This is a genomic window from Conexibacter sp. CPCC 206217 (assembly GCF_030646165.1).
Classification (GTDB): domain Bacteria; phylum Actinomycetota; class Thermoleophilia; order Solirubrobacterales; family Solirubrobacteraceae; genus Conexibacter.
This window is the reverse complement of the sequence record NZ_JAUTDO010000004.1, coordinates 122,056-148,329: the sequence shown is the minus strand read 5'-3', so window position 1 is coordinate 148,329 and position 26,274 is coordinate 122,056. Positions and strand designations below refer to the sequence as shown.

22 protein-coding genes are annotated in these 26,274 nt (G+C 73.1%); 21 read left to right on the top strand and 1 reads right to left on the bottom strand.

Translation table 11 applies throughout. The features are described 5' to 3' along the window. Window positions 1–13 precede the first annotated feature (13 nt). Window positions 14–601, bottom strand: coding sequence for a PaaI family thioesterase (locus tag Q7L65_RS11930; protein ID WP_304721418.1), 588 nt, complete (start codon window positions 599–601; stop codon window positions 14–16). Window positions 602–653: 52 nt separating this feature from the next. Between Q7L65_RS11930 and Q7L65_RS11925 the strand changes: the two genes are divergently transcribed. From Q7L65_RS11925 to Q7L65_RS11825, 21 genes are all read left to right on the top strand, one after another. After that, a complete protein-coding gene (locus tag Q7L65_RS11925) occupies window positions 654–1,436 on the top strand; it encodes an enoyl-CoA hydratase/isomerase family protein (protein WP_304721417.1) in 783 nt (260 codons plus the stop codon). A 181-nt stretch (window positions 1,437–1,617) separates the two neighbouring features. Then, entirely contained in the window at window positions 1,618–2,835 is a 1,218-nt protein-coding gene (locus Q7L65_RS11920) for a penicillin-binding protein activator (protein WP_304721416.1), read from the top strand. 7 nt (window positions 2,836–2,842) lie between these two features. Continuing rightward, window positions 2,843–3,715 carry a branched-chain amino acid ABC transporter permease gene (locus Q7L65_RS11915; protein WP_304721414.1) on the top strand — a complete coding sequence of 291 codons (873 nt, stop codon included), beginning with the start codon at window positions 2,843–2,845 and terminating at the stop codon, window positions 3,713–3,715. Between the two features lie 4 nt (window positions 3,716–3,719). After that, entirely contained in the window at window positions 3,720–5,432 is a 1,713-nt protein-coding gene (locus Q7L65_RS11910; protein WP_304721413.1) for a branched-chain amino acid ABC transporter ATP-binding protein/permease, read from the top strand. A gap of 2 nt (window positions 5,433–5,434) precedes the next feature. Next, the gene (locus tag Q7L65_RS11905) at window positions 5,435–6,247 is read left to right on the top strand and encodes an ATP-binding cassette domain-containing protein (protein ID WP_304721411.1); all 813 of its coding nucleotides are present in this window, start codon (window positions 5,435–5,437) and stop codon (window positions 6,245–6,247) included. Then, complete coding sequence (locus Q7L65_RS11900) at window positions 6,247–7,845, top strand: methylmalonyl-CoA mutase family protein (protein WP_304721409.1); 1,599 nt, start codon at window positions 6,247–6,249, stop codon at window positions 7,843–7,845. Before Q7L65_RS11905 ends, Q7L65_RS11900 begins: the two co-directional genes overlap by 1 nt. Beyond that, the gene (locus Q7L65_RS11895) at window positions 7,842–8,270 is read left to right on the top strand and encodes a cobalamin-dependent protein (RefSeq protein WP_304721408.1); all 429 of its coding nucleotides are present in this window, start codon (window positions 7,842–7,844) and stop codon (window positions 8,268–8,270) included. Before Q7L65_RS11900 ends, Q7L65_RS11895 begins: the two co-directional genes overlap by 4 nt. Then, entirely contained in the window at window positions 8,267–9,529 is a 1,263-nt protein-coding gene (locus Q7L65_RS11890) for an acetyl-CoA hydrolase/transferase family protein (RefSeq protein WP_304721406.1), read from the top strand. Before Q7L65_RS11895 ends, Q7L65_RS11890 begins: the two co-directional genes overlap by 4 nt. Beyond that, window positions 9,516–11,150, top strand: coding sequence for a class I adenylate-forming enzyme family protein (locus Q7L65_RS11885; protein ID WP_304721405.1), 1,635 nt, complete (start codon window positions 9,516–9,518; stop codon window positions 11,148–11,150). The genes Q7L65_RS11890 and Q7L65_RS11885 overlap by 14 nt, the downstream gene beginning before the upstream one ends. Window positions 11,151–11,229: 79 nt before the next feature. Next, the gene (locus Q7L65_RS11880; RefSeq protein ID WP_304721403.1) at window positions 11,230–11,994 is read left to right on the top strand and encodes an enoyl-CoA hydratase/isomerase family protein; all 765 of its coding nucleotides are present in this window, start codon (window positions 11,230–11,232) and stop codon (window positions 11,992–11,994) included. After that, window positions 11,991–12,953, top strand: a complete 963-nt coding sequence (locus Q7L65_RS11875) for a TIGR03619 family F420-dependent LLM class oxidoreductase (RefSeq protein WP_304721402.1) — start codon at window positions 11,991–11,993, stop codon at window positions 12,951–12,953. Before Q7L65_RS11880 ends, Q7L65_RS11875 begins: the two co-directional genes overlap by 4 nt. 11 nt (window positions 12,954–12,964) lie before the next feature. Beyond that, window positions 12,965–13,855 (top strand): hydroxymethylglutaryl-CoA lyase, encoded by an 891-nt coding sequence (locus Q7L65_RS11870; RefSeq protein ID WP_304721400.1) that lies wholly within the window; start codon window positions 12,965–12,967, stop codon window positions 13,853–13,855. After that, entirely contained in the window at window positions 13,830–14,300 is a 471-nt protein-coding gene (locus Q7L65_RS11865) for a MaoC family dehydratase (protein WP_304721398.1), read from the top strand. The genes Q7L65_RS11870 and Q7L65_RS11865 overlap by 26 nt, the downstream gene beginning before the upstream one ends. Further along, on the top strand, window positions 14,297–14,716 hold the full coding sequence (locus Q7L65_RS11860; RefSeq protein ID WP_304721396.1) for a MaoC family dehydratase: 420 nt from the start codon (window positions 14,297–14,299) through the stop codon (window positions 14,714–14,716). Before Q7L65_RS11865 ends, Q7L65_RS11860 begins: the two co-directional genes overlap by 4 nt. Next, window positions 14,713–16,293: a methylmalonyl-CoA mutase family protein gene (locus Q7L65_RS11855; protein ID WP_304721394.1), complete on the top strand. Its 1,581-nt coding sequence runs from the start codon at window positions 14,713–14,715 to the stop codon at window positions 16,291–16,293. Before Q7L65_RS11860 ends, Q7L65_RS11855 begins: the two co-directional genes overlap by 4 nt. Before the next feature lies 1 nt (window position 16,294). After that, entirely contained in the window at window positions 16,295–16,777 is a 483-nt protein-coding gene (locus Q7L65_RS11850; RefSeq protein ID WP_304721392.1) for a cobalamin B12-binding domain-containing protein, read from the top strand. Then, window positions 16,774–18,351 carry a class I adenylate-forming enzyme family protein gene (locus Q7L65_RS11845; RefSeq protein WP_304721391.1) on the top strand — a complete coding sequence of 526 codons (1,578 nt, stop codon included), beginning with the start codon at window positions 16,774–16,776 and terminating at the stop codon, window positions 18,349–18,351. Before Q7L65_RS11850 ends, Q7L65_RS11845 begins: the two co-directional genes overlap by 4 nt. A gap of 56 nt (window positions 18,352–18,407) precedes the next feature. Further along, on the top strand, window positions 18,408–20,273 hold the full coding sequence (locus tag Q7L65_RS11840; protein ID WP_304721389.1) for a hypothetical protein: 1,866 nt from the start codon (window positions 18,408–18,410) through the stop codon (window positions 20,271–20,273). A gap of 103 nt (window positions 20,274–20,376) precedes the next feature. Further along, window positions 20,377–22,956: an RNA helicase gene (locus Q7L65_RS11835; RefSeq protein ID WP_304721387.1), complete on the top strand. Its 2,580-nt coding sequence runs from the start codon at window positions 20,377–20,379 to the stop codon at window positions 22,954–22,956. A 154-nt stretch (window positions 22,957–23,110) separates the two neighbouring features. Further along, window positions 23,111–24,820 (top strand): hypothetical protein, encoded by a 1,710-nt coding sequence (locus Q7L65_RS11830; protein WP_304721385.1) that lies wholly within the window; start codon window positions 23,111–23,113, stop codon window positions 24,818–24,820. Between the two features lie 281 nt (window positions 24,821–25,101). Next, window positions 25,102–26,274: an ABC transporter substrate-binding protein gene (locus Q7L65_RS11825; RefSeq protein WP_304721384.1), complete on the top strand. Its 1,173-nt coding sequence runs from the start codon at window positions 25,102–25,104 to the stop codon at window positions 26,272–26,274.

Below are 26,274 nucleotides of genomic sequence, written 5' to 3'. Positions count from 1 at the left end.
GTCGTGTCGGCGGTCATGCGCCCGCCTCCGGTCCGCCCGTCAACCGCCTCGCGGCGCGGATCGCGTGCGTGCTGAGGCCGATCGCGACCTCCTCGTCGCCGACGGTCAGGGACGCCTCCGCGACGGCGGTGGTGCCGCCGCGCCAGCGGACCGAGCCGGTCGCGCGCAGCAGCTCGCCGGGGGCGGCGACCGGGCGCAGCATGTTGACCTTCAGCTCGATCGTCGCGCACCAGTGGTCGGCGTCGAGGACGCTCAGCACCGCGCACGCCATCGCCGAGTCGGCGAGCGCCGAGATCACGCCGCCGTGGACGGTGCCGCCGTAGTTCGTGTGGCCCGGCAGCGGTGCCATCTCGAACGCGACCCGTCCGTGCTCGACCGCGGTCAGCCGGTAGCCGAGCACGTACCAGGTGGGCGGCGGCGGGATCGTGCCGGTGAGGTTGGCGAGCAGGCGCTCGAGGCCGGGCGAAGCGGCCATCCGGGACGGCTCCGTGCGGCCGCCGTCGAGCGGCCGCGTGGGGCTGTCGGCGATTGCGGCCGCGGCGGCCGCGTGGTCGGCCGAGGGGCCCGCCGCGTCGCGGCTGTCGAGGGGCGTAGGGGTCACAGCAGTCTCTCCTGACTTGCTCGCAAGCAAATAGGAGCGTATACGTCGGGCCATGTCAAACGCAACGCTCGACGTCACCTCCGACGGCCCTGTCGCCGTCGTCCGCCTGCGGCGACCCGACAAGCTCAACGCGCTCGACCTCCGGCTCAAGCAGGAACTGGCCGACGCGCTCGAACGGGTCGTCGCCGATCCCGTCACGCGCGCCGTCGTGCTGACCGGCGCCGGCCGCGCCTTCTGCGCCGGCGCCGACCTGACCGACCTCGCGCCGGAGGAGGGGATGCCGTTTCGCGACCGCCTCGCGACGCTGCAGGCGCAGTTGATCGAGCGGATCGCCGCCGCGCCGAAGCCGTTCGTCGCGGCCGTCAACGGCGCGGCTGTCGGCGGCGGCTTCGCGCTCGCCGCCGCCTGTGACGTGATCGTCGCCGCCGACACGGCCTACTTCTCCGCTCCGCAACTGGCGCTCGGCCTGGCGCCCGATCTCGGCATCGTCGCGACGCTGTCGGCGCGCGTCGGCGCGGCGCGGGCGCGGGCGCTGCTGCTGACCGGCGAGCGGCTCACGGCGACCGAGGCGCACGCCTGGGGCCTCGTCCACGCGGTCGTCCCGCACGACGAGCTGGACACCGAAGCGCAAGCGCTCGCAACCCGCCTCGCGGCCGCCCCGGCGCCAGCCGTCGCGGCGACCAAGCGCCTCTTCGGCGCGCTCGAATCCGCCGATCGCGCGCGCCTGCTCGAACGGGAGGCGGCCGAGTTGTCGCTGCTGCGCCTGACCGACGAGCACGCGGCCGCGGTGGCGGCGTTTCGGGCCCGTTCGGCAGTCCGCGCGCCGGCCCGCTGAGCGGTTCGCCGCCGGCCGCGCGGCGCGGCTTCCCGCGTCGCCCGCCGACCGCCGCGGTTGACAAGCGCGACGAAGGACAGGTAGCTTGCTTGCGAGCAAGTAAGGTCCGAGTCTGGGTCTGAACGGTCGAGGAGAGAGACCACGACGACGCCGTGACGGCGGCGTCCGGAGGAGAGATGCGATGCGCAAGATCACGACGGTTGCCGTGACAGTGCTGTTGGCGCTCATGCTCGCCGCGTGCGGCAGCAGCAGCGACAACGACAGCGGGGGCGCGAGCGGAAGCGGGGGCAGCTCGACGGGTGCAGGCAGCGGCTCGTCGGACCCGGTCAGACTCGGCATCCTGATCCCCCAGTCGGGCGACGCCGCCGTGACCGGCCGCTTCATGACCGACGGCGCGAGAGCCGCGATCGAGCAGCTCAACGCCAGAGGCGGCATCGACGGGCGCAAGATCGACTACGAGGTCTTCGACACCGTCGGCGACCCGCAGAACGGCGTCAACGCCTACAACAAGTTCGCCAGCGACGGCTACAGATTCGGGATCGTCGGCTTCAGCGCCGTCGTCACCGCGATCGGCCCGCTCGCGGCCAGACAGGACATGCTGCTGGTCAACTCCGGCGCGCCGCCGTTCGACGCCGACGCGATGGGCGCGCACACGATACATACGCTCAACGGCCAGGATCACGAGATGCAGTGCGCGGCGCAGTACGCGTACGACGACCTCGGCGCCAGAAGAGTCGGCGCGATCTTCGCCGACATCGCCGCCAACCGCGCCGGTGTCGAGGCCTTCTCCAGAGACTTCGAGGAGAAGGGCGGCCAGGTCGTCGGCAGCGAGAGCGCGCCGCAGGGCAGCACCGACTTCCGCTCGATCCTCACGCGCCTGAAGCAGGAGGACCCGGACCTGATCTACATCTACACCTTCGGCTCCGACCCCGGGAACATCCTCAAGCAGATGAGAGAGCTCGGCATGACCGCGAGAACGCTCTCCTACTCCGGCGCCGCCGTTCCGCAGACGATCCAGGTCGCCGGTGACGCCGCCGACGGCTCCTACTACACCGCCGGCCTGTTCGACGCCAACAGCACCGACCCGCAGACGAGAGCGTTCGTCGAGGCGTACAGAAGAGTGTCGCCCGACACCGCCACCAGCGACCTGACCTTCTACCACGCGACCCTCTATGACGGCGTGATGGCGCTGGCCGACGCGATGAGAGCCGTCAAGGCCGACGGCGGCGACATGGACGATCCGCAGACGGTCTACGACGCCTTCTTCAGAGTCGGCAGATTCCCCGCTGCGACCGGCACCGCTGAATTCAGAGACGGCGACCCGATCGCGCGCAAGCCGTTCCAGGTGCTGCAGGTGAGAGACGGCAGATTCGTCCCGATCGACACCGTGGAGTGCTGATCGGGTCGTGTCCCAGATCCTCGTCAACGGAATCTCGCAGGGAGCGCTGTACGCGCTCCTCGCGTTGAGCTTCTGGGTGATCTTCGCGGTCACCCGGACGTTCCACCTCGCGCACATCGCCGTGCTGAACGTGGCGGCGTACGTGCTCTACTGGGTCTTCGTCGACCTCGACACCAACATCTGGTTGGCGATCGTCGCGGCACTCGGCGCTGCGGTCGCGCTCGGGGTCCTGATCGAGAGCGTGATCTACGAGCCGATCCGGCGCCACGGCGGCGACCAGCTGCTGCTGTTCCTCGCCGCCTCGGCACTGCTGACGATCTCCCAGGCGGTGCTCGCGCTGCTGTTCCAGGAGGACGCGCGCGGGCTGGAGACGACGGTGCCGGAGCCGCTCTACCGCGCCGCTGAATTCACCGTGACGCGCTACGACGGGTTGATCGTCGCGTTCGCAGTCGGCTTCGGGCTGCTGGTGTGGCTGATCATGAGCCGCTCGCGCTGGGGCCGCTCGATGCGGGCGGTGCAGGGCAACCCGGAGCTGGCCGGCTACTTCGGCATCCCGGTGGCGCGCGTGTACCGGATCGCCTTCGCCCTCGGCTCGGCGCTGCTGGTGCCGGCCGTCGTCGTGATGGCGCTGCGCACCGGCGTCAACCCCGACCTCGGCTTCACGCCCGTGCTGATCGCGATCATCGCGGTGATCGCGGGTGGCACCGAGCGGCAGTCGGGCGCGATGCTCGCGGCCTTCGCGCTCGGCCTGCTGGAGAACGTCGTGCTGCTGTGGATCAGCGCGCAGTGGCAGACGATCGTGACCTTCGCCGTCCTCGCGCTGATGCTCGTGGCGCGCCCCTCGGGGCTGCGGGCGGCGGTCCAGACGCGGACGGGGTGAGGCGATGAGTCCCTACACGCTCGGCATCATCACGCAGGTCCTGCTGTTCGGCGCGATCGCCAGCTCGTACAACCTGCTGCTCGGCTTCAGCCGCCTCTTCTCGGTGGCGCAGGGCGCCTTCGTCAGCTTCGGCGCCTACGCGATCGGGATCGGCGCGATCCGCTACGACCTGCCGTGGCTGGTCGCGGCGATCGCCGGCATCGCGCTGGCGGGCGTCGCGGGGCTGATGATCGGCCTGCTCGCGCTGCGGATCTCCGACGACTACCTCGCGATCGCGACGTTCGCGCTGCAGATCGTGATGACCTCGGCGCTGGAGAGCTTCCACGACTTCACCGGCGGCACCTACGGCATCCCGGGGATCCCCGGGATCGAGATCTTCGGCTTCGCCTTCGACACGCCGTGGGACCTCGTCTTCGCCGCCGCGATCGTGCTCGTGATCTGCATGGAGGCCGCGCGGCGCGTCGACCGCTCCCCGTTCGGGCTGGTGCTGCGCGCGTCCGGGCAGGACGAGGTCGCGGCGCGCGCGCTCGGCAAGCGCCCGGCGCTGGCGAAGGTCGCCGTCGTGACCGTCTCGGCGATGCTGGCGGCGGTCGCGGGCGCGGTCTACGCCAGCTACCTCGGCTACATCCTGCCGGCGACGTTCGACGTGCACTTCTCGATCCTGCTGCTGTCGATGGTGATCGTCGGCGGAGCGGGCAGCATGCTCGGGCCGCTCGTCGGCTCGATCCTGATCGTCGCGCTGCCGGAGCTGCTGGACCAGCTCGGCGCGACCAGCAGCACCGTCGTCTACATCCGCGAGCTGCTGTTCGGGGTCGTGCTGCTGCTCGTCGTCGTCGTGCTGCGGCGCGGCATCGTGAAGCCGCGGCGCCACGCCCAGCCGGCCCCGCACGACGTCGGCGGCGAGATCGTGCACGTGTCCGGCGCGACGCTGGAGGGGCGCGGTCTGACCCGCGCCTTCGGCGGCATCAAGGCGGTCACCGACGTCGACCTGTCGCTCGCCCCCGGGCGCGTGACCGGCGTCGTCGGCCCCAACGGCGCCGGCAAGACAACGCTGTTCGACCTCGTCACCGGCGCGCAGCCGGCCAACGCCGGCACGGTCGCGCTCGACGCCTCGACGATCGACAAGCTCGGCTTCGACGCGCGCGCCCGCCACGGCCTGCTGCGCTCCTTCCAGGGGCTGCGGCTGTTCGAGGAGCTGACCGCGCTGGAGAACGTGATGGTCGCCGTCCCGCTCGGGCACGACGAGGGCGCGGTGACCGCGCTGCTGCGCCGCCGCCGCGCGCGTGCCGCGCTCAGACGCGCCGCGCAGGAGGCGGGCGCGGCGCTGGGCGCGGTCGGCCTGACGGAGGGCCTCGACCGTCGCGCGCGCGACCTCTCCTACGCGGAGCAGAAGCTGCTCAGCCTCGCGCGCGTGATCGCGGCGAAGCCGCGCGTCGTGCTGCTCGACGAGCCGGCCTCGGGGCTGGACCCGGCGACGCTCGCGCGGATGACGGAGATCGTCCGCGGCCTCGCGCAGGACGGGCGCAGCGTCTGCATCGTCGAGCACAACACGAAGGTGCTGTCCGAGCTGTCGGACGAGATGGTCTTCCTGCACCTCGGCGAGGTGCTCGCGACCGGCTCGCCGGAGCAGATCACGAGCGATCCGAGACTGGCCGCGATCTACTTCGGCGTCGCCGAGGAGAGCGCGCCGAAGAAGACCCCGGAAGGAGTGATGTGAGCGTGCAGGCGAGCACCACGGGCGCAGGCGCGGGCGCCGGAGCCGAGGCCGGAGCCGGAGTCGGCGCGCAGGAGAGCGCGAGCGCGAACGGCTCCGCCGCCGCGACGGCGGCGGCGCAGCAGCCGTCGGCCGCGCCGCGCGCCGTCGCGGCGCTCAGCGGCGTCGTCGCTGGCTACGGCACGTTCGACGTGCTGCGCGGCGTCGACCTCGACGTCCGCGACGGCGAGCTGCTCGGGATCATCGGCCACAACGGCGCCGGCAAGTCGACGCTGCTGAAGGTGATGGCCGGCTTCCTGCCGGTCTCCAAGGGCACCGTGCGCACGCAGGACGAGAGCGGCAGAGCGCTGCGGATCGGGCTCGTGCCGCAGGGGCTGTCGGTCTTCCCGCGCATGACCGTCGGGGAGAACCTCGCGGTGCCGGAGCTGGCCCGCAGAGCCGGCGGCGAGCTGGTGCCGGCCGACGCGGTGCTGGAGATGTTCGGAGTCCTGCGCGAGCGGATCGCGACGCCGGCCGGCAACCTCAGCGGTGGCGAGCAGCGGATGCTCGCGATCGGCATGGCGCTGCGGCTGGCACCGCAGCTGCTGCTGCTCGACGAGCCGTCGCTGGGCCTCGCGCCGCTGCTGGTCAAGCAGATCATGGAGACCGTCGACGAGCACCGCCGCGAGCACGGCTACACGGTCGCGATCGTCGAGCAGAACCTCGACGTGCTGCTGACGCGCGCCGACCGGCTCGTCGCGGTGCGCCAGGGCGACGTCGTCTGGAGCGGCCGGCCCGCCGACGTCGCCGACACCCGCGGCCTGTGGGAGCACTTCTGATGAGCACGACCCCGATCCGCTCCGAGACCGGCTTCGAGATCGAGCGCGAGTACCGCCCGGCGTGGCCGGACGCGCACTACGACGAGCAGCTCGGCGCGCCCGGCGAGTTCCCCTACACGCGCCACGTGCGCGCGGAGGGCTACCGCGACCGGCCGTGGCAGCCGAGCCTCTACTCCGGCCACGGCGAGCCGGCGCAGGCGAACGAGCGCTTCAGATTCCTGCTGGCGGAGGGCAACGGCCGCGTCTCGATCGCGTTCGACCTGCCGACGCAGCTGGGCCTCGACTCCGACGCGCCGCAGGCGCGCCACGAGGTCGGCCGCGTCGGCACCGCGATCGACTCGCTGCGTGACTTCGAGACGCTGCTCGACGGGATCCCGCTCGAGCGCGTCCCGATCACGATGAACATGAACGCGCTCGCGCCGGTCGTCGTCGCGATGCTGGCGGCCGTCGCGAGACAGCGCGGGATCCCGCTCGACCAGCTGCGCGGGACGCTCTCCAACGACATGCTCAACGAGATCGCCTGCCGCGGCCTGACGATCTGGGACCTGCCCGGCTCGCTGCGCCTGCAGACCGACGCCGCCGCGTTCCTGATCGAGCGGATGCCGGGCTTCTGGGCCTTCAACGTGCGCGCCGCGCTGCTGCACGAGATCGCCGCCAGCCCCGCGCAGGAGCTGGGGATCGCGCTCGCGATCTCGGCCCGCTACATCGACCTGCTGCTGGAGCGCGGGATCCCGGCAGCCGAGAGCGCCGCCCGCATGTCGCTGTTCTTCGGCACCAGCCCGCGGCTGTTCGAGGACGCCGCCAAGCTGCGCGCCGCGCGGCGGATGTGGGCGCGGATGCTGCGCGACGAGTACGGCGTCAGCGACCCGCGCGCGCTGCGGCTGCGGATGACCGCGGTCGCCTGCAACGGCAGCCACTTCGTGCGCGAGGACCCGGAGCTGAACCTCGTGCGCAGCGCGCTCGGCGTGCTCGCCTGCTCGCTCGGCGGGGTGCAGACGATGGTCGGCACCGCGATCGACGAGGCGTACGAGATCCCGAGCGAGCGCGCGCAGGAGCTGGCGCTGCGGGTGCAGCAGATCGTCTCGCTGGAGAGCGACGTGCGCGCGACCGTCGACCCGCTCGGCGGCTCGTGGTTCGTCGAGTCGATGACCGACCGGATCGAGCAGGAGGCCGGCGCGATGCGGCGGCAGATCGCGGACTGGGGCGGGATCGACGCGGCGCTCTCCGACGAGCGGATCCAGGGCATGATGCGCGACCGCTCCTACGCGGTCGCGCAGGAGATCGAGCGCGGTGAGCGGCCGGTCGTCGGCGTCAACGTCCACCGCAGCAAGCAGCCGGCGGCGCAGCTGAAGCTGTGGGAGCCCGACGACGGCGTCGGCGAGCGGCGCGTCGCGGCGCTGGCGGCGCTGCGGGCGGAGCGCGACGACGCGTTGGTCGCCGATGCGCTGGAGCGGCTCGAAGCGGTCGCGTCCGATCCCGGCGCGTCGGCGATGGACGCGATCGTCGCGGCGGTCGAGAGCTACGCGACCGTCGGGGAGATCTCGGCGGCGCTGTCGCGGGCGCTGACGCCGGCCGCCAGCGCGCTCGGGCGGGCGTGAGCGTGCGGATCCTGTTGGCGAAGCCGGGCCTCGACGGTCACGACCGCGGCGTCCACGTGCTCGGTCGCGCGCTGCGCGACGCCGGTCACGAGGTCGTCCTGACCGGCCGCTTCTGGTCCCCCGACGCGATCGCGCGCGCGGCGCTGGAGGAGGATGTCGACGTCGTCGGCCTGAGCATCCTCGCGGGCGGCCATCTCGGCCTGACGGCGGAGGTGATCGAGCGGCTGCGGGCGCAGGACGCGAGTTGCGACGTGATCGTCGGCGGGACGATCCCGGACCGCGACGTCGAGCGCTTGTTGGCGCTCGGCTGCGGCGCGGTGTTCCCGGTCGGGTCGCGGTTGGACGAGATCGTGGCTTGGGCGGCGGAGCGGGATGCGGGAGCGGCTCGCTCCGCCGCCCAGCGGGACCAGGAGGGCGCGCGATGAGCGTCGCCACCACGACCGCCGCCGCAGCGCTCGAACGCCACGTCGAGCCGGGCCGGCGCGTCCTGCTCGGCACCGCCGCGGGCGCCGCGACCACCTTGCAGCGGGCGCTTGCGCAGCAGCGGGATCGGCTCGCGGGGATTCGCCTGTGCGGTGGGATGCAGCTGGGCGGGTACGACTTCATCGACGCGGTCCGCAGCGGCCACGCGAGCTATGACACCTGGCACGTCACCCCTCCGATCCGCGACGACGTCGCCCGCGGCGACGTCGGCTTCCACCTCGTGCGCGGCGGCGCCGTCCCGCGCGCGATCGAGCGGCTCGCGCCCGACGTCTTCCTCACCGTCGTCTCGCCCCCGGACCGCGACGGCCACGTCAGCTTCGGCGCCTCCGTCAGCTACGCGCTCGGCGCGCTCGACCACGTGCCGACGGTGATCGCCGAGGTCAATCCGGAGATGCCGGTCACGCGCGGTCGCACGCGCGTGCCGGTCGAGCGTTTCGCGGCGCTGGTCGACGCCGAGCATCCGCTGCCGACGCACGTGGCGCGGCAGCCGTCCGACGCCGAAGCGGCGATAGCGGCGCACCTGCGCGAGCTGGTGCCCGACGACGCGACCGTGCAGATCGGCCTCGGCGGGGTGCCGGAGGCGCTCGTGACGCACTGGGCGCAGGAGCCGCCGCCGGGTCTGCGCCTGTTCGGGATGGGGATCGACGCGATGGTGCCGCTGCTGCGCACGCTCGACCGGCCCGGCGCGTTCGTCGGCGGCGAGCTGCTGGGCTCCGAGCTGCTGTACCGCTACGCGCACGAGCAGCCGACGATCGAGCAGTACCCGATCGCGGAGATCCTGTCGGTCCCGCGGCTGGCGGCGATCCCCCGCTTCGTGTCGGTCAACGGAGCCGTCGAGGTCGACCTGCACGGGCAGGTCAACGCCGAGTTCGCGGGCGGGCGGCAGGTCAGCGGGCCGGGCGGCTCGTTCGACTTCCTCGACGCCGCGACGCTGTCCGACGGCGGCCTGTCGATCGTCGCGCTGCGCTCGACCGCGCGCGGCGGGACGGTCTCCGCGATCGTGCCCGCGCTGTTGACCGGCACGCCGGTGACCGCCCCGCGCCACGCCGTCCAGGTGATCGTCACCGAGCACGGCGTCGCGGACCTGCGCGGCCGCACGCTCGCGCAGCGCGCCGCAGCCCTGATCGAGATCGCCGCGCCCGCGTTCCGCGAGGAGCTGGAGCGCGCGGTGGGAGAGGAGAGAGTGCGTGTCCGTGCATGAGCCCGTCCCGGTCGCCGTGGACGGCGGCACGCCCCTGCCCTGGCGGGAAGAGGCGTGGCCGCGACTGACGATCCCCGCCGCGTTGGAGCGTGCGATCGCGCTCCACGGCGAGCAGTCGGTCGCGTGGAGCTACCCGGACGCCGGCGTCGAGCTGACGCTCGGCGGCGCGCGCGCCGCGGCGGCGGAGTGGGCAGACGCGCTCGTCGCGGCCGGCGTGCTGCCCGGCGACGTGGTCGCCGTCGCGCTCGGATCGGACCCGCTGTGGCCGGTCGTGCAGCTCGCGATCGCCGAGGCCGGCGCCGTGATGGCCGGCATCAACACCCGCTACCGCAGCCACGAGCTGGCGCAGGTCCTGCGCAACTGCCGCCCGCGGCTGCTGATCAGCGAGGCCGACACGGAGCGGTCGCCGTTCGCGTCGCTGGCGGCGGAGGCGCTGGGGCAGCTCGACACGCCCGCGATCCACGTGATCGCGGACGACGACGCGGCGGCTGAGCGTGACGCGGTCGGCACCGCCCCCGCCGGGACGGTCCTCGCGGCCGATCTGCTCGCGCGCGGCCGCGCGGCACGCGCCGTCGGCGGCATCCCCTCGCGGCCGTCGGTCGCTCCCTCCGACCTCGCGCTGATCCAGTACACGTCCGGCTCGACGGCCGCTCCGAAGGGGGTCGAGCTGACGCACGACGCGCTGCTTGCGACGGCCTTCCAGGTCGTCTCGGCGGCGGGCTACACGGCCGAGGACGTCATCTACAGCGCGCTGCCGTTCTACCACGTCGGCGGGTCGATCTGCACGGGTCCGGGGGCGTATGTGAGCGGGGCGCGGATGGTGATCCCGCGCCGCTACGACGCGCTCGGCAGCGTCCGCCAGATGATCGCCGCCGGCTGCACCGCGCAGCAGGGCCACGCGGCGATGTTCACGATGCAGATCGACGCCGCGAGGGCCGCCGGGCTGCTCGGCGAACTGCGGCTGCGCAAGGGCTGGGCGGCCGCGCCGCCGACGGTGATCGAGCGGATCGCGAGCGAGATGGGCGTCGAGGGAATCGTCCCCGTCTACGGCATGAGCGAGTTCGGCCTCGTCGCCGCCGGTTCGCTTCAGGAACCGGTCGCGCAGCGCGCGAGCGGCATCGGCTGGCCGGCACCGGGGGCGCAGATCCGGCTGGCGGGTGAGGGCGAGATCGAGGTCCGCGGGCGCCAGCTCCTGCGCGGGTACCGCGGCGATCCGAACGCGACCGCTGCCGCCTTCACGCCAGACGGCTGGCTGCGCACCGGCGACCTCGCGCGGCGCGGCGCGGACGGGCGGCTCGTGTTCGCCGGCCGCGTGAAGGACATGATCAAGCCGGGCGGCGAGAACGTCTCCGCCGCGGAGGTCGAGGAGTTCCTGCGCGGTCATCCGCTGATCGCCGAGGTCGCCGTCATCGGCGTGCCGGACGAGCGGCTCGGCGAGGTCCCGGCGGCGGTCGTGCAGCCGGTTCCGGGGGCAGACCTGAAGCTCGCCGACGTCGAGACGTTCTGCCACGGCAGGATCGCCAGCTTCAAGACGCCGAAGCACCTGCTCGTCGAGGAGCAGCTGCCGCTGCTGCCCAACGGCAAGCTCGACAAGCGCACGCTGAAGGAGCGCTACGCATGACGCGCACGACGGACTCGCGGACGGGCGCGACACCCACGCGGGCGACGCTCGCCACGGTCGCGTGCGAACGGAGCGTGGCATGACCCCGCTCGTCACCAGCCGCGTGCGCCCCGACGGCATCGGCGAGCTGCGGCTGACGCGGCCGGCGAAGCGCAACGCGCTCAGCCACGCGCTCGTCGACGAGGCGGAGCGGGCGGTCGACGCGTTCGAGGACGCGGGCGTCAGCGTCGCGCTGCTGCGCGCCGATCCGCCGATCTTCTGCGCCGGCAACGACCTCGGCGAGGCGATCGCCGAGCGCGACCGTCCCGCCGCGGATCGCTTCTTCGCGCTGCTGCTGGAGCGGCCGCTGTTCTGGATCGCCGCGCTCGACGGGCCGGCGCTCGGCGCGGGCGTCGCGGTCGCGGCGATCTGCCCGGTCGCGGTGATGGCGCACGATGCCTGGCTGGCGCTGCCGGAGCTGCAGATCGGGCTGTTCCCGTCCGGTGTGCTGCCGTACGTGGAGCCGTTCGCGGGGGCGCGGCGCAGCCTGGAGATGGGGCTGACGGGCGCGCGCGTGACGGCGGCCGACGCGGTCGCGATGAGCCTCGCGACGGAGGCGGTCGACGGCGGCCGGCTCGACGCCGCCGTCGAGCGCTGGTGCGCGATCGCCGCCGCGCGCCCGCAGGTGACCGACGCCGCCCGCCGCTCCTGGCAGGCGCGCTTCCGCACCGAGGCGGCCCGCGAGCGCACCGCTCAGCAACTGGAGATCTTGGGCTCGCAGTCGTTCGCGAGCGAGCAGCAGGACGCCGCTGACCCGCGGCCGCAGGACGTCGTGCAAAGCAGTGCCGAGGAGGAGCTTGCGTGAGAGTCGGTGTGTGGATTCCCTGCTATCGCCGTTGGATCGGCGGCGAGGCGGTGCGGCAGATCGCGACCGCGGCGGAGCAGCTCGGCTTCGGCTCGCTGTGGGTGCAGGACCATCTCGTCGCGCCGACCGGCGACAGCTCGCCGGTCGAGCTGCAGGCGTCGTGGCTGAACCCGGACGACTACGGCAACGAGGCGTTCAGCGCCGTCGAGTACTACGGCGAGGAGAACTGGTGGCTCGATCCCTACGCGCTGTGGGGCTTCCTCGCCGGGATCACCGAGCGCGTCGAGCTGGCCAGCGGGATCGTCGTGCTGCCGTACCGCGATCCGGTCGCGCAGGCGAAGATGCTCGGCACGCTCGACGTGCTGTCGGGCGGGCGGATGGTCTTCGGGATCGGCGCCGGCCACGTCGCGGCCGAGTTCGACGCGCTCGGGATCCCCTACCGCGAGCGCGGCAGACGGACCGACGAGTACATCGACGTGATGCGCGCACTGCTGCGCGGCAGAGAGACGAGCTTCGACGGGCCGACCGTGAAGCTGCCGTCGGTGCTGCCGCTGATCGAGCCGGTGCAGCGGCCGATGCCGCCGTTCCTGATCGGCGGCGGCTCCAGAGCCGCGATCCGCCGCGCCGTCGACCGCGGCGACGGTTGGCTGCCGGCGCACGTGGCGCCCGAGCACCTCGGCCGCGGGATCGCCTACATGGAGGAGTACGCCGCCTCCGTCGGGCGCGAGCCGGTGCCCGTCAGCCTCTCGATGGTGACGCGGATCGTCGACCCGGCCGCCGCCGGCGGCCCGCAGGGGCGCCGCCGCGCGCTCGAGCGCGGCGAGCTGGAGGAGCTGCTGGGCGGCTATGCCTCGCTCGGTCTCGAACGCCTCGCGATCGACCTGCCGAACCCCAACCTGCCGGTCCTGATGCGCCAGTTGGAGCTGCTCGCGGACGTCGTCGCGGGGGTCGGCGTCTGATGGCCGCCGCCGTGCCCAGGCCCGTGTCCGTGCGCGAGGTGCTGCCGCGCGACGGCTTCCAGGACGAGCGCGCGCTGATCCCGACCGCGACGAAGCTCGCGATCGTCGAGCGCCTGTGGCAGGCCGGGCTGCGCTGGATCGAGGTCAGCTCGATGGTCCACCCGCGCAAGCTGCCGCAGTTCGCCGACGCGCAGGAGCTGCTCGCGCAGCTCGCCGAGCGCGACCTCGACGGGCTCGTGCGATCGGTCTTCGTGCCGAACCGCCGCGGGCTCGAGCGTGCGCTCGCCGCCGGCGCGCAGGAGGTCTCGCTCGCCGTCGCGAGCACCGACACGCTCTCACGCGAGAACTTCGGGATGGACCGCGACGCGGCGCTCGCCGAGGTGCTGGCCGTCGTCGCGCAGGCGCACGCCGCGGGCGTGCGCAGCTCGGTCACGATCGGCGGCGCGTTCGGCTGTCCGTTCGAGGGCGCGGTCGCGCCCGAGACGGTCTCCGCGCTCGCGTCCCAGCTTGCGCAGTCGGCCGCCGAGAGCCTCTTCGTCGCCGACACGATCGGCGTCGCCAAGGACGGCGAGGTCGCCGCGCTCGTCGGCCGGCTCGCGTTCGAGCTGCCCGTCATCCCGCTCGGGATCCACCTGCACGGCGGCCCCGGCGCGGTCGGCGACGTGCTCGCCGCGATCGACGCCGGCGCGACGCTCGTCGACGCCTCCACGAGCGGCCTCGGCGCCTGCCCGTTCGTCCCGCACGCGCCCGGCAACGTCCCGACCGAGCTGGTCGTCGCGGCGCTGCACCGCGCCGGCGTCGCCACCGACCTCGACGCCGCCGCGCTGAGCGCGGCGGCCCGCGACATCACCCACGTCCTGAAGGAGGTGCGCAGCCGTGAGCTCACGGACGCCCGCCGCTGATCGCCTGCCACCGCTGCCCTACGCCTCGCTGTACGCCGGACGCGAGTTCGACGCGCAGCAGTTCCCCGTCACGCCGGAGCTGGTGCGCGCGTACGTCGCGCTGACCGGCGACGACAACCCGCTCTACGACGACGCCCGCGCCGCCCGCGCGGCCGGACTCGACGGACCCGCGATGCCGCCAGGCCTCGCGGGCGTGTGGGCGCGCCGCTCCTACCTCGCGCGCCACCGGATGCTGCCCGGCGGCGTGATGGCCGGCCAGCAGCTCGCGTTCACCGCGGCGGTGCCGGTCGGCGAGACGCTGACGCTGTCGGCGCGCGTCGCCGAGCACGAGCCGGACGATCCCAGACGCCGCGTGCTGCTCGCCTGCGAGGCGCACACGGCGGCGGGCGCGCGCGCCGGCGCGGTCACGATCGATGCGCGCTGGCCTGAGGGAGATGGCAGATGAATCCGCTGACCAAGCAGGTCGACCAGGCGACGCTGAACGACTGGGGTGAGCTGTCGGGCGACCTCAATCCGCTGCACGTCGACCCCGCCTACGCGGCGGGGACGCGTTACGGCGGCACGATCCTGCACGGCCACCTGACGATCGCGTGGCTGAGCGAGTGGGCGCTGCGCGAGTGGGGCGCGGCCTGGCTGACGCACGGCTCGCTCGCCGACCTGCGCTTCCGCGCCCCGCTGCGGCCGGGGGTCGAGTACGTCGTGAGCGGGGAGCCGGTGGAGAGCGGCGGCGCCGAGTCCGGCGCTCGCGGCGCACGCGGCGACGTGCGCGACGGCGACGTCCGCCTCGCCGTCCTGCTCCCTGACGGCAGCGCCGGCGTGACCGCGACGGCGCGGCTGGCCCGACCGGAGCGCGCGCGATGACGATCCATCCCGACGGCGCGCGTGCGACACGCGCCTTCTACACCGCCGAGGACGTCGACCCCGCGGCCGCCGCCGAGCGGCCGGGCAGCTTCCCGTTCCGTCGCGGGATCCACCCCGAGATGTACCGCGAGCGGCTGTGGCGGATGCGGCAGTACGCCGGCTTCGGCACGCCCGAGGACACGAACGAGCGCTGGAAGCAGCTGATCGCGAAGGGCCAGCACGGCATCAGCGCCGCGTTCGACCTGCCGACGCAGCTCGGGCTCGACTCCGACGACCCGCGCGCCAACGACGACGCGGGGCGCCTCGGCGTCGCGGTCGACACGCTCGACGACGTGATCGCGATGTTCGACGGGATCCCGCTCGGGGAGACCGCCGCGACCTTCAACATCAACGCCGCGGCGCCCGTCATGTTCGCGCTGCTGCTGGAGACCGCCGACGCGCAGGGCGTGCCGCTGGACCGCCTCACCGGGACGCTCTCCAACGATCCGCTGATCGAGTTCGTCGCGCGCGGCCTGTGGCGCGTGCCGCCCGCGGGCGCGATGCGGCTGATGGCCGACACGTACGCGTACGCGCTGCGCCACACCCCCTCCTACTATCCGGTCAACCTGCGCGGGACGCTCGTCTACGAGGCCGGCGGCTCCGTGATCCACGAGTTCGCGTTCGCGTTCGCCTGCGCCTGCGCGTGCCTCGACGCGCTGCGCGAGCGCGACGTCGACATGGAGGTCGCGACCGCGCGCTTCTCGTTCCTCTTCTTCGCCGACTCGAACCTGTTGGAGGAGGCGTGCGCGTTCCGCGCCGCGCGCGTGCTGTGGGCCGAGCTGGTGCGCGACCGCTACGGCGTCGAGGCGCCGTCCGGTCAGCGGCTGCGCTTCTCGGCCGCGATCGGCAACTTCAACCTGCGCGCGCAGTACCCGGAGCTGAACCTCGTGCGCAACACGCTCGGGGCGCTCGGCGCGGTGCTCGGCGGCTGCCAGGCGATGCTGGTGGCGGGGATGGACGAGGCGTTCGAGATCCCGTCGGAGTACTCGTCGCTGCTGGGCCTCTACACGCAGCAGGTGATCGCCTACGAGTCGAAGCTGCCGGAGGTCGTCGACCCGCTCGGCGGCAGCTACTACGTCGAGGCGACGACCGACCGGCTGCTGGCCGAGATGCGCGCGACGCTCGCCGAGGTCGACGAGGCCGGCGGCGCGATCGCGGCGATCGAGGACGGGCTGATGCAGCGCGCGATCACCGACGCCGCGTACAGCTACCAGCTCGAGGAGGAGAGCGGCCAGCGGATGGTCGTCGGCGTCAACACGCCCGGCAGCCCGCCGCTCGCCGACCCGGACTTCGACCTGCACGAGCACGACAACACGATGGGCGCGCGCAAGCGGGCGGCGCTGGCCGCGCACCGCGCGGCGCGACCGGCGGCGCTCGTTCAGCAGCGGCTGGACGAGCTGACCGCGGCGCTCGACGGCGACGGCGACACGATCGACCCGATGCGGCTGGCGCTGCGCGCCGGGGCAACCGTCGGCGAGATCATGGACCGCTGCGTCGTGCGCTACGGCGAGTACGCCGAGCCGGGGACGGTGGTCTGAGATGGCAGGGACGGGGCTGCGCGTGCTGCTGGCGAAGGTCGGCATGGACGGCCACGATCGCGGCATCAAGGTGATCGCGCGGATGCTGCGCGACGCCGGCCACGACGTCGTCTACCTCGGCCGCCGCCAGACGCCGGAAGGGATCGCGCGGACCGCGGCGCAGGAGGACGTCGACGTCGTCGGGTTGTCGGTGCTGTCGGGCACCCAGCACGCGCTCGCCGCCGACGTGATCGGCGCGCTGCGGGCCGAGCAGGTCGACGTGCCGGTCGTGATGGGCGGGACGATCCTGCGGCGCGAGATCCCGGCGCTGGAGGCGGCGGGGATCGCGGCGGTGTTCCCGGTCGGGACGCGGCTGGAGGTCGTCGAGCGGTGGTTCGCGGAGGTGCGGCGCGCGCCTGCGGCCGGTGCGTCCGCGGCAGAGGCGCCTGGGGCCGTGGCGGCCGGCGGCGGGGCGCACGGAGCGACGAGGGAGGACGTGCGATGAGCCTCTTCGAGACCCGCGCCGAGCTGCCGGCCGGCCTGACCGAGCTGCTCGACGCGCTGGCCGCGCGTGTGCCGCAGATGCAGATCCGCGACGATGCCGGCGCGGTCACCGTCGTCGAGCTGGCAGAGGCGTCGATGCGCCTCGCCGGCGGTCTGCGCGCGTGGGGCGTGCGGCGCGGCGACCATGTCGCGATCTGGATGGACAACTGCCGCGAGTGGCTGGAGCTGTGGTTCGCGCTCGCGCGGCTGGGCGCGGTCGTCGTCCCGCTCAACACGCGCTTCTCGCTCGCGGAGGCCGAGGACGTGCTGCGGCGCGGGCGCGTCAGCCGGCTCGTGTGGCGGCCCGGCGACGGGCTGCTCGACGGCGCCGCGCTCGACGCGTTCGAGCGTGGCGGGCTGCCGCTGGCGGGCCGCGCGGTCGTCGGCGGGACGCCGACCGCGGCGCACGAGCTGCGCTTCGACGCGCTGCGCGCCGAGACGCTGCTGACCGACTGCGAGGAGGACGGCGACGCCGTCGGCCTGATCCAGTTCACGTCCGGCTCGACCTCGTTCCCGAAGGGCGCGATGCTGCGCAACCGTGGGCTGGTCGAGAACGGCTGGGGGCTCGGGCGCGCGTGGCAGCTCGGTCCCGCCGACCGCGTGCTCGTCTCCAACCCGCTGTTCCACTGCGGCGGCTCCGTCTTCTCGTTCATGGCGGGCGCGGCGCACGGCGCTTGCGTCGTGCTGATGTCGCGCTGGCGGCTGGAGGACGGGATGCGGCGGATCGAAGAGCACGGCATCACGATCGCCCCGCTGATCGACGCGGCGGTGCGCGACCTCGTCGCGGCGGCGGAGGGCGGCGCGCCGCCGCTGCCGAGCCTGCGGCTGGTCTCGACGGCCGCGGACCGCGCGCTGTTCGAGCGCGCGCACGCGGCGCTCGGCGCGGAGGTCTCCAACGTCTACGGCCTGACGGAGTGCTCGCCGAACGTCTGCGTCGGCGACCTGCGCTCCTCGCTGGAGGAGCGGCTCGCGCACATCGGCCGCCCGCAGGAGGGGATCGAGGTCTCGATCCGCTCCCTCGCGACCGGCGAGGAGGTCGAGGACGGCGAGGTCGGCGAGATCCACGTGCGCGGCGGCGCGTCGGTGATGATCGGCTACCTCGACGATCCGGCCGCGACCGCCGCGGTCTTCGGCGACGACGGCTTCCTGCGCACCGGCGACCTCGGCTGTCTGCGACCCGGCGGCTTCCTCGACTACCGCGGGCGGGCGAAGCTGATGATCAAGTCCGGCGGAGAGAACATCGCGATCGAGGAGGTCGAGGAGGCGCTGCGCAGCCATCCCGGCCTGGCCGACGCGGTGGTCGTCCCGGTTCCGCATGAGCGCTGGGCCGAGGTCGGCTTCGCCTTCCTGCGCCCGATCCCCGGCACGGTCGTCGAGCCGGCGGACGTGCTGAGCGGCTGCCGCGCGCGGCTGGCGAACTTCAAGGTCCCCAAGCACGCGGTGATCGTCGACGACCTGCCGCGCACGGGCAGCGGCAAGGTCGATCGCGCGCTGCTGACGGAGCGGGCGGTCAGCGCATCGACCGCCGGCGCCTAATCCTGGGAGGGGGCCGAGTTTGAGCGGGCGCGTCGGCGGTCTAGCGTCGGCCGCCCATGACCTCCTCGCTCCTGCGCGCGATCGCCGCGCTCGTCGCCGCTGCCGCCGTCGCCCTCTCGTTCGCCGCCGCTCCCGCCGCACTCGCCGGCGACTGGACCGTCGCCGAGATCAGCGGCCCGGCCGGCACCAGATGGATCCAGCCGAACGCCGTCAACGCGCACGGCGTCGTCGTCGGCAAGGCGTACTTCCCCGGCCGCGCGGACATGACCGCCTTCCGCTGGGAAGACGGCACGATGATCGAGCTGGCGACCGGCGGCGCGACGCGCAGCGAGGCCTATGACGTCAACGACGCGGGCGTGATCGTCGGCAACGCCGGCGACAACGGCGCCGTCTGGACGGCGACGAGAGACAGAAGCGCGCTGTCGCTGACGGCTCACAACATCAGCGGCAGATACGGCTCGTACGCGTTCGGGATCAACGAGAGAGGACAGATCGCCGGCTCGGCCGGCGACACCGGCACGATCCCGGCGCCGTGGGACGACGACTACGACAACCGCTTCCCGGCGCTGACCAGCGGCGGCGGCTGGTCGCGGCTGCCGATGCCCGACGTGATAACCGACAGAATGGCGCAGATCATCGGCGGCGACGCCGTCCAGATCAACGAGAACGGGCTGATCATGGTCGGCGGCGCGAACATGAGCGGCCGGCCGCGGCTGTCGAGCGGCGGCGTCGCGAGCGCGACCTACGACCTCGTCGCGGGCAACCAGGGCTTCAACGACCTCGGCCACATGGCCGGCCGCACGACCGCCGACCCGAACTCGAACCCGTTCTCCGCACGGATCTGGAACGGCGCCGGCTACGTCGACGTCGGCGCGGCGCAGCCGAGATCGCGCGCGAACGCGATCAACAACCTCGACTGGGTCGTCGGGCGCGCGGGGACGGAGGACTGGCAGGCCGAGTACAGACAGGTCGGCAACGCATGGCTGTGGCGCCCGGACGCCCCGCCGACCCCACTGCTCGAGCTGGGCCCGACGGGCTGGTCCTACGCCAACGCGCTCGACGTCAACGACGACGGCGTGATCGTCGGCGTCGGCAAGCACGGCAGCAAGGAGGTCGGCTTCATGCTGTCGCCGGCGTCGATCGCGCACAGACTCTCCGGCACGATCTGGGGCACCGACGGCGCGCCGGTCGCGGGAGCGCAACTGCGGATCGTCAACGCGGCGGGCCAGGACGTCGCACCGACCGTGGTCAGCGGCGCCGACGGCCGCTACGAGACGACGCTGCTGCGCGGCGACTACCAGGTCTCGCTGCCGCCCCTGGGCGCCTACGCACCGGACGCGGGCGCCGGCTGCACGCTGATCGCGGTCTTCACCTGCGGCCTCGGCCTGAGACAGAACCGCGTCGTCGACTTCTACGCGGTCCCGGGGATCCCGCCGATCCCCGGACCGGGTCCGAGATCGCCCGGCGGCGGTGACGGCGGCAGAGGCGCGGGTCCTGCTGGCAGAGGCGCGGGCGGCGGCAGAGGCGGCCCGGCCTTCAGAGGCCCCAGAGCCGGGGCGACCCTGGTCGCCAGCAGAGCAGGCGTCGTCGGCTTCAGACTCGGTCCCTTCTCGACCGCCGCCAGCGGCACCGTCGCGTTGCAGCAGGCCGGCGCCGCGCCGAGAGGCAGAAGAGCGGCGGCGTCGGCCGCGGCGGCGAGAACGGTCGCGCTCGGCAGCAGATCGTTCCGCGCCAGAGCGGGCAGACCGCTGACCGTCACGATCACGCTGAAGAGAGCCGCGAGAAGACTGCTGAGACAGCGCAGAAGCATCAGAGCCGTTGCGGTCGTGACCGCGCGCGACGCGGCCCGCAACGTCACGACGAAGCGCTTCAGCGTGACGGTGCGGGCGGCGAGAGCGGGAAGCGGAAGAAGAGGGCGCTAGATCAGCGGCCCCTGCTCGCGGCCCTGACGCCGGCCGCGTCGGGGTCGACCCAGCGGTGGGGAGCGCGCCGGCGACAAAGACCGGTAGCGTGATCGAGCGACGCATGACCCTGGTCGACGCTCTCCCCAAGCAGCCGGACGCCGATTCGCTCTACGACGCGTTCACGACGTGGACCGCGAACGAGGGCCTGAACCTCTATCCGCATCAGGACGAGGCGGCGATCGAGCTGTTCAGCGGCAACAACGTCGTGCTCGCCACGCCGACCGGCTCAGGCAAGTCGATGGTCGCGATCGCGGCGCACTTCGCGGCGCTGGCCGACAACCGCGTGACGTTCTACACGGCGCCGATCAAGGCGCTCGTCTCCGAGAAGTTCTTCGCCCTCTGCACCGTCTTCGGCGCCGAGAACGTCGGGATGCTGACCGGCGACGCGACCGTCAACGCCGACGCCCCGGTGATCTGCTGCACCGCGGAGGTGCTCGCCAACATCGCGCTGCGCGAGGGCGCCGGCGCGGACGTCGGCCAGGTCGTGATGGACGAGTTCCACTACTACGCCGACGGGCAGCGCGGGTGGGCGTGGCAGGTGCCGCTGCTGTGCCTGCCGCAGGCGCAGTTCCTGCTGATGTCCGCGACGCTCGGCGACGTCAGCGCGATCGCGACCGACCTGACGCGCCGCACCGGCCGCGAGACGGTCCTGATCGACGACGCCGAGCGGCCCGTCCCGCTCACCTACGCGTGGTCGGTCGAGCCGCTGCACGAGCTGCTGGAGGAGCTGGTCGCGGTCGACCGCGCGCCGATCTACGTCGTGCACTTCACGCAGGCCTCGGCGATGGAGCGGGCGCAGTCGCTGCTGTCGGCGAAGCTCTGCACGCGCGAGGAGCGCGAGGCGATCGCCGACGCGATCGGCGCGTTCCGCTTCACGGCCGGCTTCGGCAGAACGCTGTCGAAGCTGGTGCGCGGCGGCGTCGGCGTGCACCACGCCGGCATGCTGCCGCGCTACCGGCGCCTCGTCGAGCAGCTCGCGCAGACCGGGCTGCTGAAGGTGATCTGCGGCACCGACACGCTCGGCGTCGGCATCAACGTGCCGATCCGCACCGTCGTCTTCACCGCGCTGGCGAAGTACGACGGCTCCAAGCACCGGCTGCTGAAGGCGCGCGAGTTCCACCAGATCGCGGGCCGCGCCGGGCGCGCCGGGTTCGACACCTCCGGCTACGTCGTCGTGCAGGCGCCGGAGCACGTGATCGAGCGCACGCGCGCGCTCGCGAAGGCCGGCGACGACCCCAAGAAGCGCCGCAGAGTCCAGGTCAGAAAGCCGGCGGACGGCGCGGTCAGCTGGACCGAGGAGACGTTCGAGCGGCTCAAGTCCGCCACTCCCGAGGCGCTCGTCTCGCGCATGCGCGTCGACCACGCGATGATCCTCAACGTCGTCAACCAGCCGGCCGATCCGGTCGTGACGATGCAGGCGCTGATGGAGGACAACCACGAGGACGAGCGTGGTCGCCGCCGCCTCTCCGAGCAGGCGCGGGCGCTCGGCGACGAGCTGGTCGACGCGGGCGTGCTGGAGTGGCTGCCGCAGCCCGACCAGCACGGGCGCACGCTGCGGCTGGCCGTCGACCTGCAGGACGACTTCGCGCTCAACCAGCCGCTCGCGTCGTTCGCGCTGGTCGCGTTCGAGCTGCTCAACCCCGAGGCTGAGACGTACGCGCTCGACGTCCTCTCGGTTGTGGAGGCGATCCTCGACGACCCCTTCCCGGTGCTGATGGCGCAGGCGCACAAGGAGCGCGGCGAGGCGGTCGCCGAGATGAAGGAGCAGGGGATCGAGTACGAGGAGCGGATGGAGCTGCTCGAGCAGGTCACCTACCCCAAGCCGCTCGACGAGCCGCTGCGCGAGGCGCTCAGCACCTTCCGCGAGACGCATCCGTGGGTGCGCGAGTCGGACCTGTCGCCGAAGTCGGTCGTGCGCGACATGCACGAGTGGGGGCGGACGTTCACCGAGTTCGTCTCGCACTACGGCCTCGCGCGCTCCGAGGGCGTGGTGCTGCGCTACCTCTCCAGCGCCTATCGCGCGCTGCGCCAGACGGTGCCCGAGCAGGTCCGCACCGACGAGCTGTCGGACATCATCGAATGGCTCGGCGAGACGATCCGCCAGACCGACTCGAGCCTGCTGGACGAGTGGGAGGCGCTGACCGATCCGGAGTCGGTCACGCGCGCGTCGGAGGCGCTCGCCGCCGGCGCGCCGCCGCCGCCGGCCCGACCGATCACCGCCAACGTGCGCACGTTCACGACGATGGTCCGCAACGCGATGTTCCAGAAGGTCAAGCTCGCCGCGCAGGACCGCGTCGACGAGCTGGCCCAGCTCGACGCCGCCGCGGCCGCGCTGACGGATCCGCCCGGCAGAATCGCGATGCGCGCCCCCGCCTGGGAGGACGCGCTCGGCGCCTACTGGGACGAGTACGAGTCGATGGGCTCCGGCCAGCTCGCGCGCTCACCGGAGCTGCTGCTGATCGACCGCAGCGCGCCCGCCGGCGACGGCGCCCGCCGCTGGAGCGTCCGCCAGATCGTCGACGACCCCGACGACAACCGCGACTTCGCGATCGTCGCCGAGGTCGACCTCGACGCCTCCGACCAGGCGGGCGAGCCGGTGATCCGGACGCTCTCGTTCGGGGTCGACGAACTCGCGTCCTGAAACCCGCACGCTCGCTCCCGGGCCGAAGGTTGGCGCAACAAGCGAGTCTTCTGCCCGTCGCCCGGGTTTGCATGGGCACATCCATCGGTAGGGAGTCGCGTCCGTCCGTCGAAGGCGAACGGTGACCACTACTGCCAAGTCCATGGGGAGTTCCATGCGTATCCGTCATTCCGCAGCCGCACTCGCGGCGCTCGTCGCCGGTAGCGCGGCGTTCGCAGCGCCCGCCGTCGCCGCACCCGTCCAGGTTCCATTCGCGTACTCGGGCAGCACGCAGTACTGGACCGTGCCTGCCGGGGTCACCGAGGCGACCTTCACCCTGCAGGGCGCCGCTGGCGGCGGCGCCGAGGCCGGCGGCCAGGGCGGTGTCGGCGCGGAGGTCCACGCGACGATCCCGGTCACCCCGACCGAGAGACTCACGATCGAGGTCGGCGGCCAGGGCACGTCGGCCGGCATCGCCGGCTACAACGGCGGCGGCCTCGCCGGCGACAACGGCCTCGCGCCGGACGCCGGCTCCGGCGGCGGCGCGACCACGATTCTCAGCAGCAGCGGCGCGAGCCTGCTCGTCGCCGCCGGCGGCGGCGGGGGCGGCGGCACCGGCGACGGCATCACGCCCGGGACCGGCGGCGACGGCGGTGCGGCCGAGAACCCCGGTCTGGCCGGTCTGCTGTCGGGCGTCTCCACGCCCGGCGGCGGCGGTCTGCAGAGTGGCGTCGGCGGTGCGGCCGGCAGAGGCACGGTCCCCGGCGTCGCTGGCCTCACCACGACGACGAGCGCGGGTGGCGCGGGCGGCGCTCAGGCTGTCGCGAGCGCCGGCGGCAACGGCGGCGGCGGCGGAGGCGGCTTCGTCGGCGGCGGTGGCGGCGGCGCGGGCGGCTCGACCGACGCGACGACAGAGGGCGCGGGCGGCGGCGGTGGTGCCGGCGGCCAGAACTTCGTCACGGCGAGCGCGAGCAATGTCGCGACCGCGCTCGCGACGCAGCGCAACAACGGCATCGCGGTGGTCAGCTACGAGCCGCTCGCCTCCCCCGAGATCCGCACGCAGCCGACGCTCTCCGGCGTCGCGCAGGTCGGCAGAGCGCTGACCTGCGAGCTGGGCACCTGGACCGGTTCCCCGGCACTGACCGTCGCGTGGCTGCGCAACGGCCTGCCGATCGCCGGCGCGACGAGCGCGACGTACACGCTCGCGACCGCCGACGCCGGCCAGCAGCTCGCCTGCCAGGTGACGGCGACCAACGCCGCCGGAACGACCGTGTCGAGAACGCCGGCGCTGACGATCCCGGTCACGACCGGCCCGTCGAACGCGGCCGTCCCGACGGTCACGGGCAGCTCCGCGATCGGCAGCAGACTGACGTGCAACCTCGGCACCTGGTCGGGCACGCCGACCTTCGCGTACGCGTGGCTGCGCAACGGCAGAGCGGTCGCCGGCCAGACGACGTCGAGCTACACGCTCAGCAGAACCGACGCCGGCCAGTCGATCCAGTGCGCGGTCACCGCGACGGTCGACGGCCAGGCGGTGACGGCGCAGACGGCGGCGGTCGGCGGGCCGGCGCGCCTGGTGATCCTCTCGACCAGCGCGTTCGTCTCGCGCACCGGCGGCGTCAGCGTGCAGATCGCCTGCTACGGCCCGACCGACTGCGTCGTGCCGACGATGACCGCGACCAGCGGCCAGGTGATCGCTCGCGCTGGTGCGCGCACGGTCCGCTCGGGCAACAGCTCGCGCTACACGATCAGACTCGGCAAGCGCGGGCTCGACAAGCTGCGCAGACCCGGCTCCTCGATCGCGGTCCGCTTCGTCTGCCCGCCGAACGGCGGCTACGGCGGCAACGCCCGCCTCACGTGGGCCGCGCTGAAGGGCACGGCCTGATGCAGGTCGCGGCCTGAAACGGGTCGCGCACAGAGATGGGACGACGGGCCGGGAGACCGGCCCGTCGCCTGTTAACGAGGCTCTTTGCAGCCCTTCCACATCCCATACTTGACAGTCGAGTCAGTTATCATTAGCGTCGTCTCCAGTTTCCAGGCCACCGCCGTCCGGCTGGTGTCCGAGAGGAGGAGAGATCGATGTCGACCGTTCCGGCTGTCCCCCGCCGGCGATCACGGCTGCCGCGTTTCGGCGCCGTTCTCGCCATCGCGTGCATCGCGTGTGTCGTGCAGGCATGCGGGTCCAGCAGCGACTCCGAATCGAGCGGCTCCGGCTCGACCAGCAGCAGCGGCGGGACTGGCGGAAGCGACCCGATCAAGGTCGCCGGCATCTTCGACGTCACGGGCACCAACGCCGGCTTCGGCGCGGTCTACGTCGACGCGACCAGACTCGCCTTCGACGAGGTCAACGCGGCCGGCGGCATCAACGGCCACAAGCTCGAGATGTCGATGCTCGACACCGCGACCGACCCCGCCACCGCCACGCAGGCGGCGCGCAGAGCGGTCACGCGCGACGGCGTCAGACTGCTGTTCGGCGGCGTCTACGACCCGCCCGCGCTGGCGGTCGCCGACGTCGCCGAGTCGACCGACGCGCTCTTCTACTCGCCCGCCTCGGTCGCGCCGAGACTGACGACGCCGACGCGCAGAAACATCTTCGCCGTCGATCCGACGACCGCGGTCCAGACCGACAACATGGCCGCGCTGATGCAGTCGATGGGCGCCAGAAAGGTCGGCCTGATCAAGCAGACCGACGGCTACGGCGACGAGACCGAGACCGATCTCGAGCCGCAGCTGGAGAGAGACGGGATGACGCTCGCGGCGACCGCCGGCATCGCCGCCGACGCGACCGACGCGACCAACCAGGTGCTGGCGATGCAGAAGGCCGGCGTCGACGCGATCGCGATCGGCGTCGCGATCCCGCCGTCGGTCGCGATCATCAAGGCGATGGCCCAGCAGGGGGTCAGAATCCCCGTCGTCGCGGTCGGCGGCGGCCTGTCGGATCCGGCCGACAGACTGCTGACCTCCTCCGCCCCGATCGAGTACTACGCGGTCAGCCCGCTCGCCTGCCCGCTCGGCGTCGGCGGCTGCGGAACCGACTTCATCAGAGCGTACGAGGCGAGATTCAACGAGAGACCGATCGTCTGGGCGGCGCAGGGCTACGTCGCGGCGCTCGCGTTCGCCAACGCGCTCAGAAACGCGAAGGACTACTCGCCGCAGGGCGTCTCCGACGCGCTCGAGACGACCGCCGGCTACACCAACCCGCTGCTGCCCGGCGCCGTCAGATTCACGCCCGATCAGCACCTCGGGGTCCAGACGGTCTATCTGCAGGGCTACAGAGACGGCAGAGCGTCGTTCTTCGGCAACGACGTAAACGACAACAAGTGGCCGGCGAGAGGCTGA

Bases quoted from the DNA above. Each gene is read 5' to 3' on its own strand.
- Q7L65_RS11925 (WP_304721417.1), top strand. From the start codon at position 654: ATGTCAAACGCAACGCTCGACGTCACCTCCGACGGCCCTGTCGCCGTC.
- Q7L65_RS11920 (WP_304721416.1), top strand. From the start codon at position 1,618: ATGCGCAAGATCACGACGGTTGCCGTGACAGTGCTGTTGGCGCTCATG.
- Q7L65_RS11910 (WP_304721413.1), top strand. From the start codon at position 3,720: ATGAGTCCCTACACGCTCGGCATCATCACGCAGGTCCTGCTGTTCGGC.
- Q7L65_RS11900 (WP_304721409.1), top strand. From the start codon at position 6,247: ATGAGCACGACCCCGATCCGCTCCGAGACCGGCTTCGAGATCGAGCGC.
- Q7L65_RS11890 (WP_304721406.1), top strand. From the start codon at position 8,267: ATGAGCGTCGCCACCACGACCGCCGCCGCAGCGCTCGAACGCCACGTC.
- Q7L65_RS11880 (WP_304721403.1), top strand. From the start codon at position 11,230: ATGACCCCGCTCGTCACCAGCCGCGTGCGCCCCGACGGCATCGGCGAG.
- Q7L65_RS11860 (WP_304721396.1), top strand. From the start codon at position 14,297: ATGAATCCGCTGACCAAGCAGGTCGACCAGGCGACGCTGAACGACTGG.
- Q7L65_RS11855 (WP_304721394.1), top strand. From the start codon at position 14,713: ATGACGATCCATCCCGACGGCGCGCGTGCGACACGCGCCTTCTACACC.
- Q7L65_RS11850 (WP_304721392.1), top strand. From the start codon at position 16,295: ATGGCAGGGACGGGGCTGCGCGTGCTGCTGGCGAAGGTCGGCATGGAC.
- Q7L65_RS11845 (WP_304721391.1), top strand. From the start codon at position 16,774: ATGAGCCTCTTCGAGACCCGCGCCGAGCTGCCGGCCGGCCTGACCGAG.
- Q7L65_RS11840 (WP_304721389.1), top strand. From the start codon at position 18,408: ATGACCTCCTCGCTCCTGCGCGCGATCGCCGCGCTCGTCGCCGCTGCC.
- Q7L65_RS11835 (WP_304721387.1), top strand. From the start codon at position 20,377: ATGACCCTGGTCGACGCTCTCCCCAAGCAGCCGGACGCCGATTCGCTC.
- Q7L65_RS11830 (WP_304721385.1), top strand. From the start codon at position 23,111: ATGCGTATCCGTCATTCCGCAGCCGCACTCGCGGCGCTCGTCGCCGGT.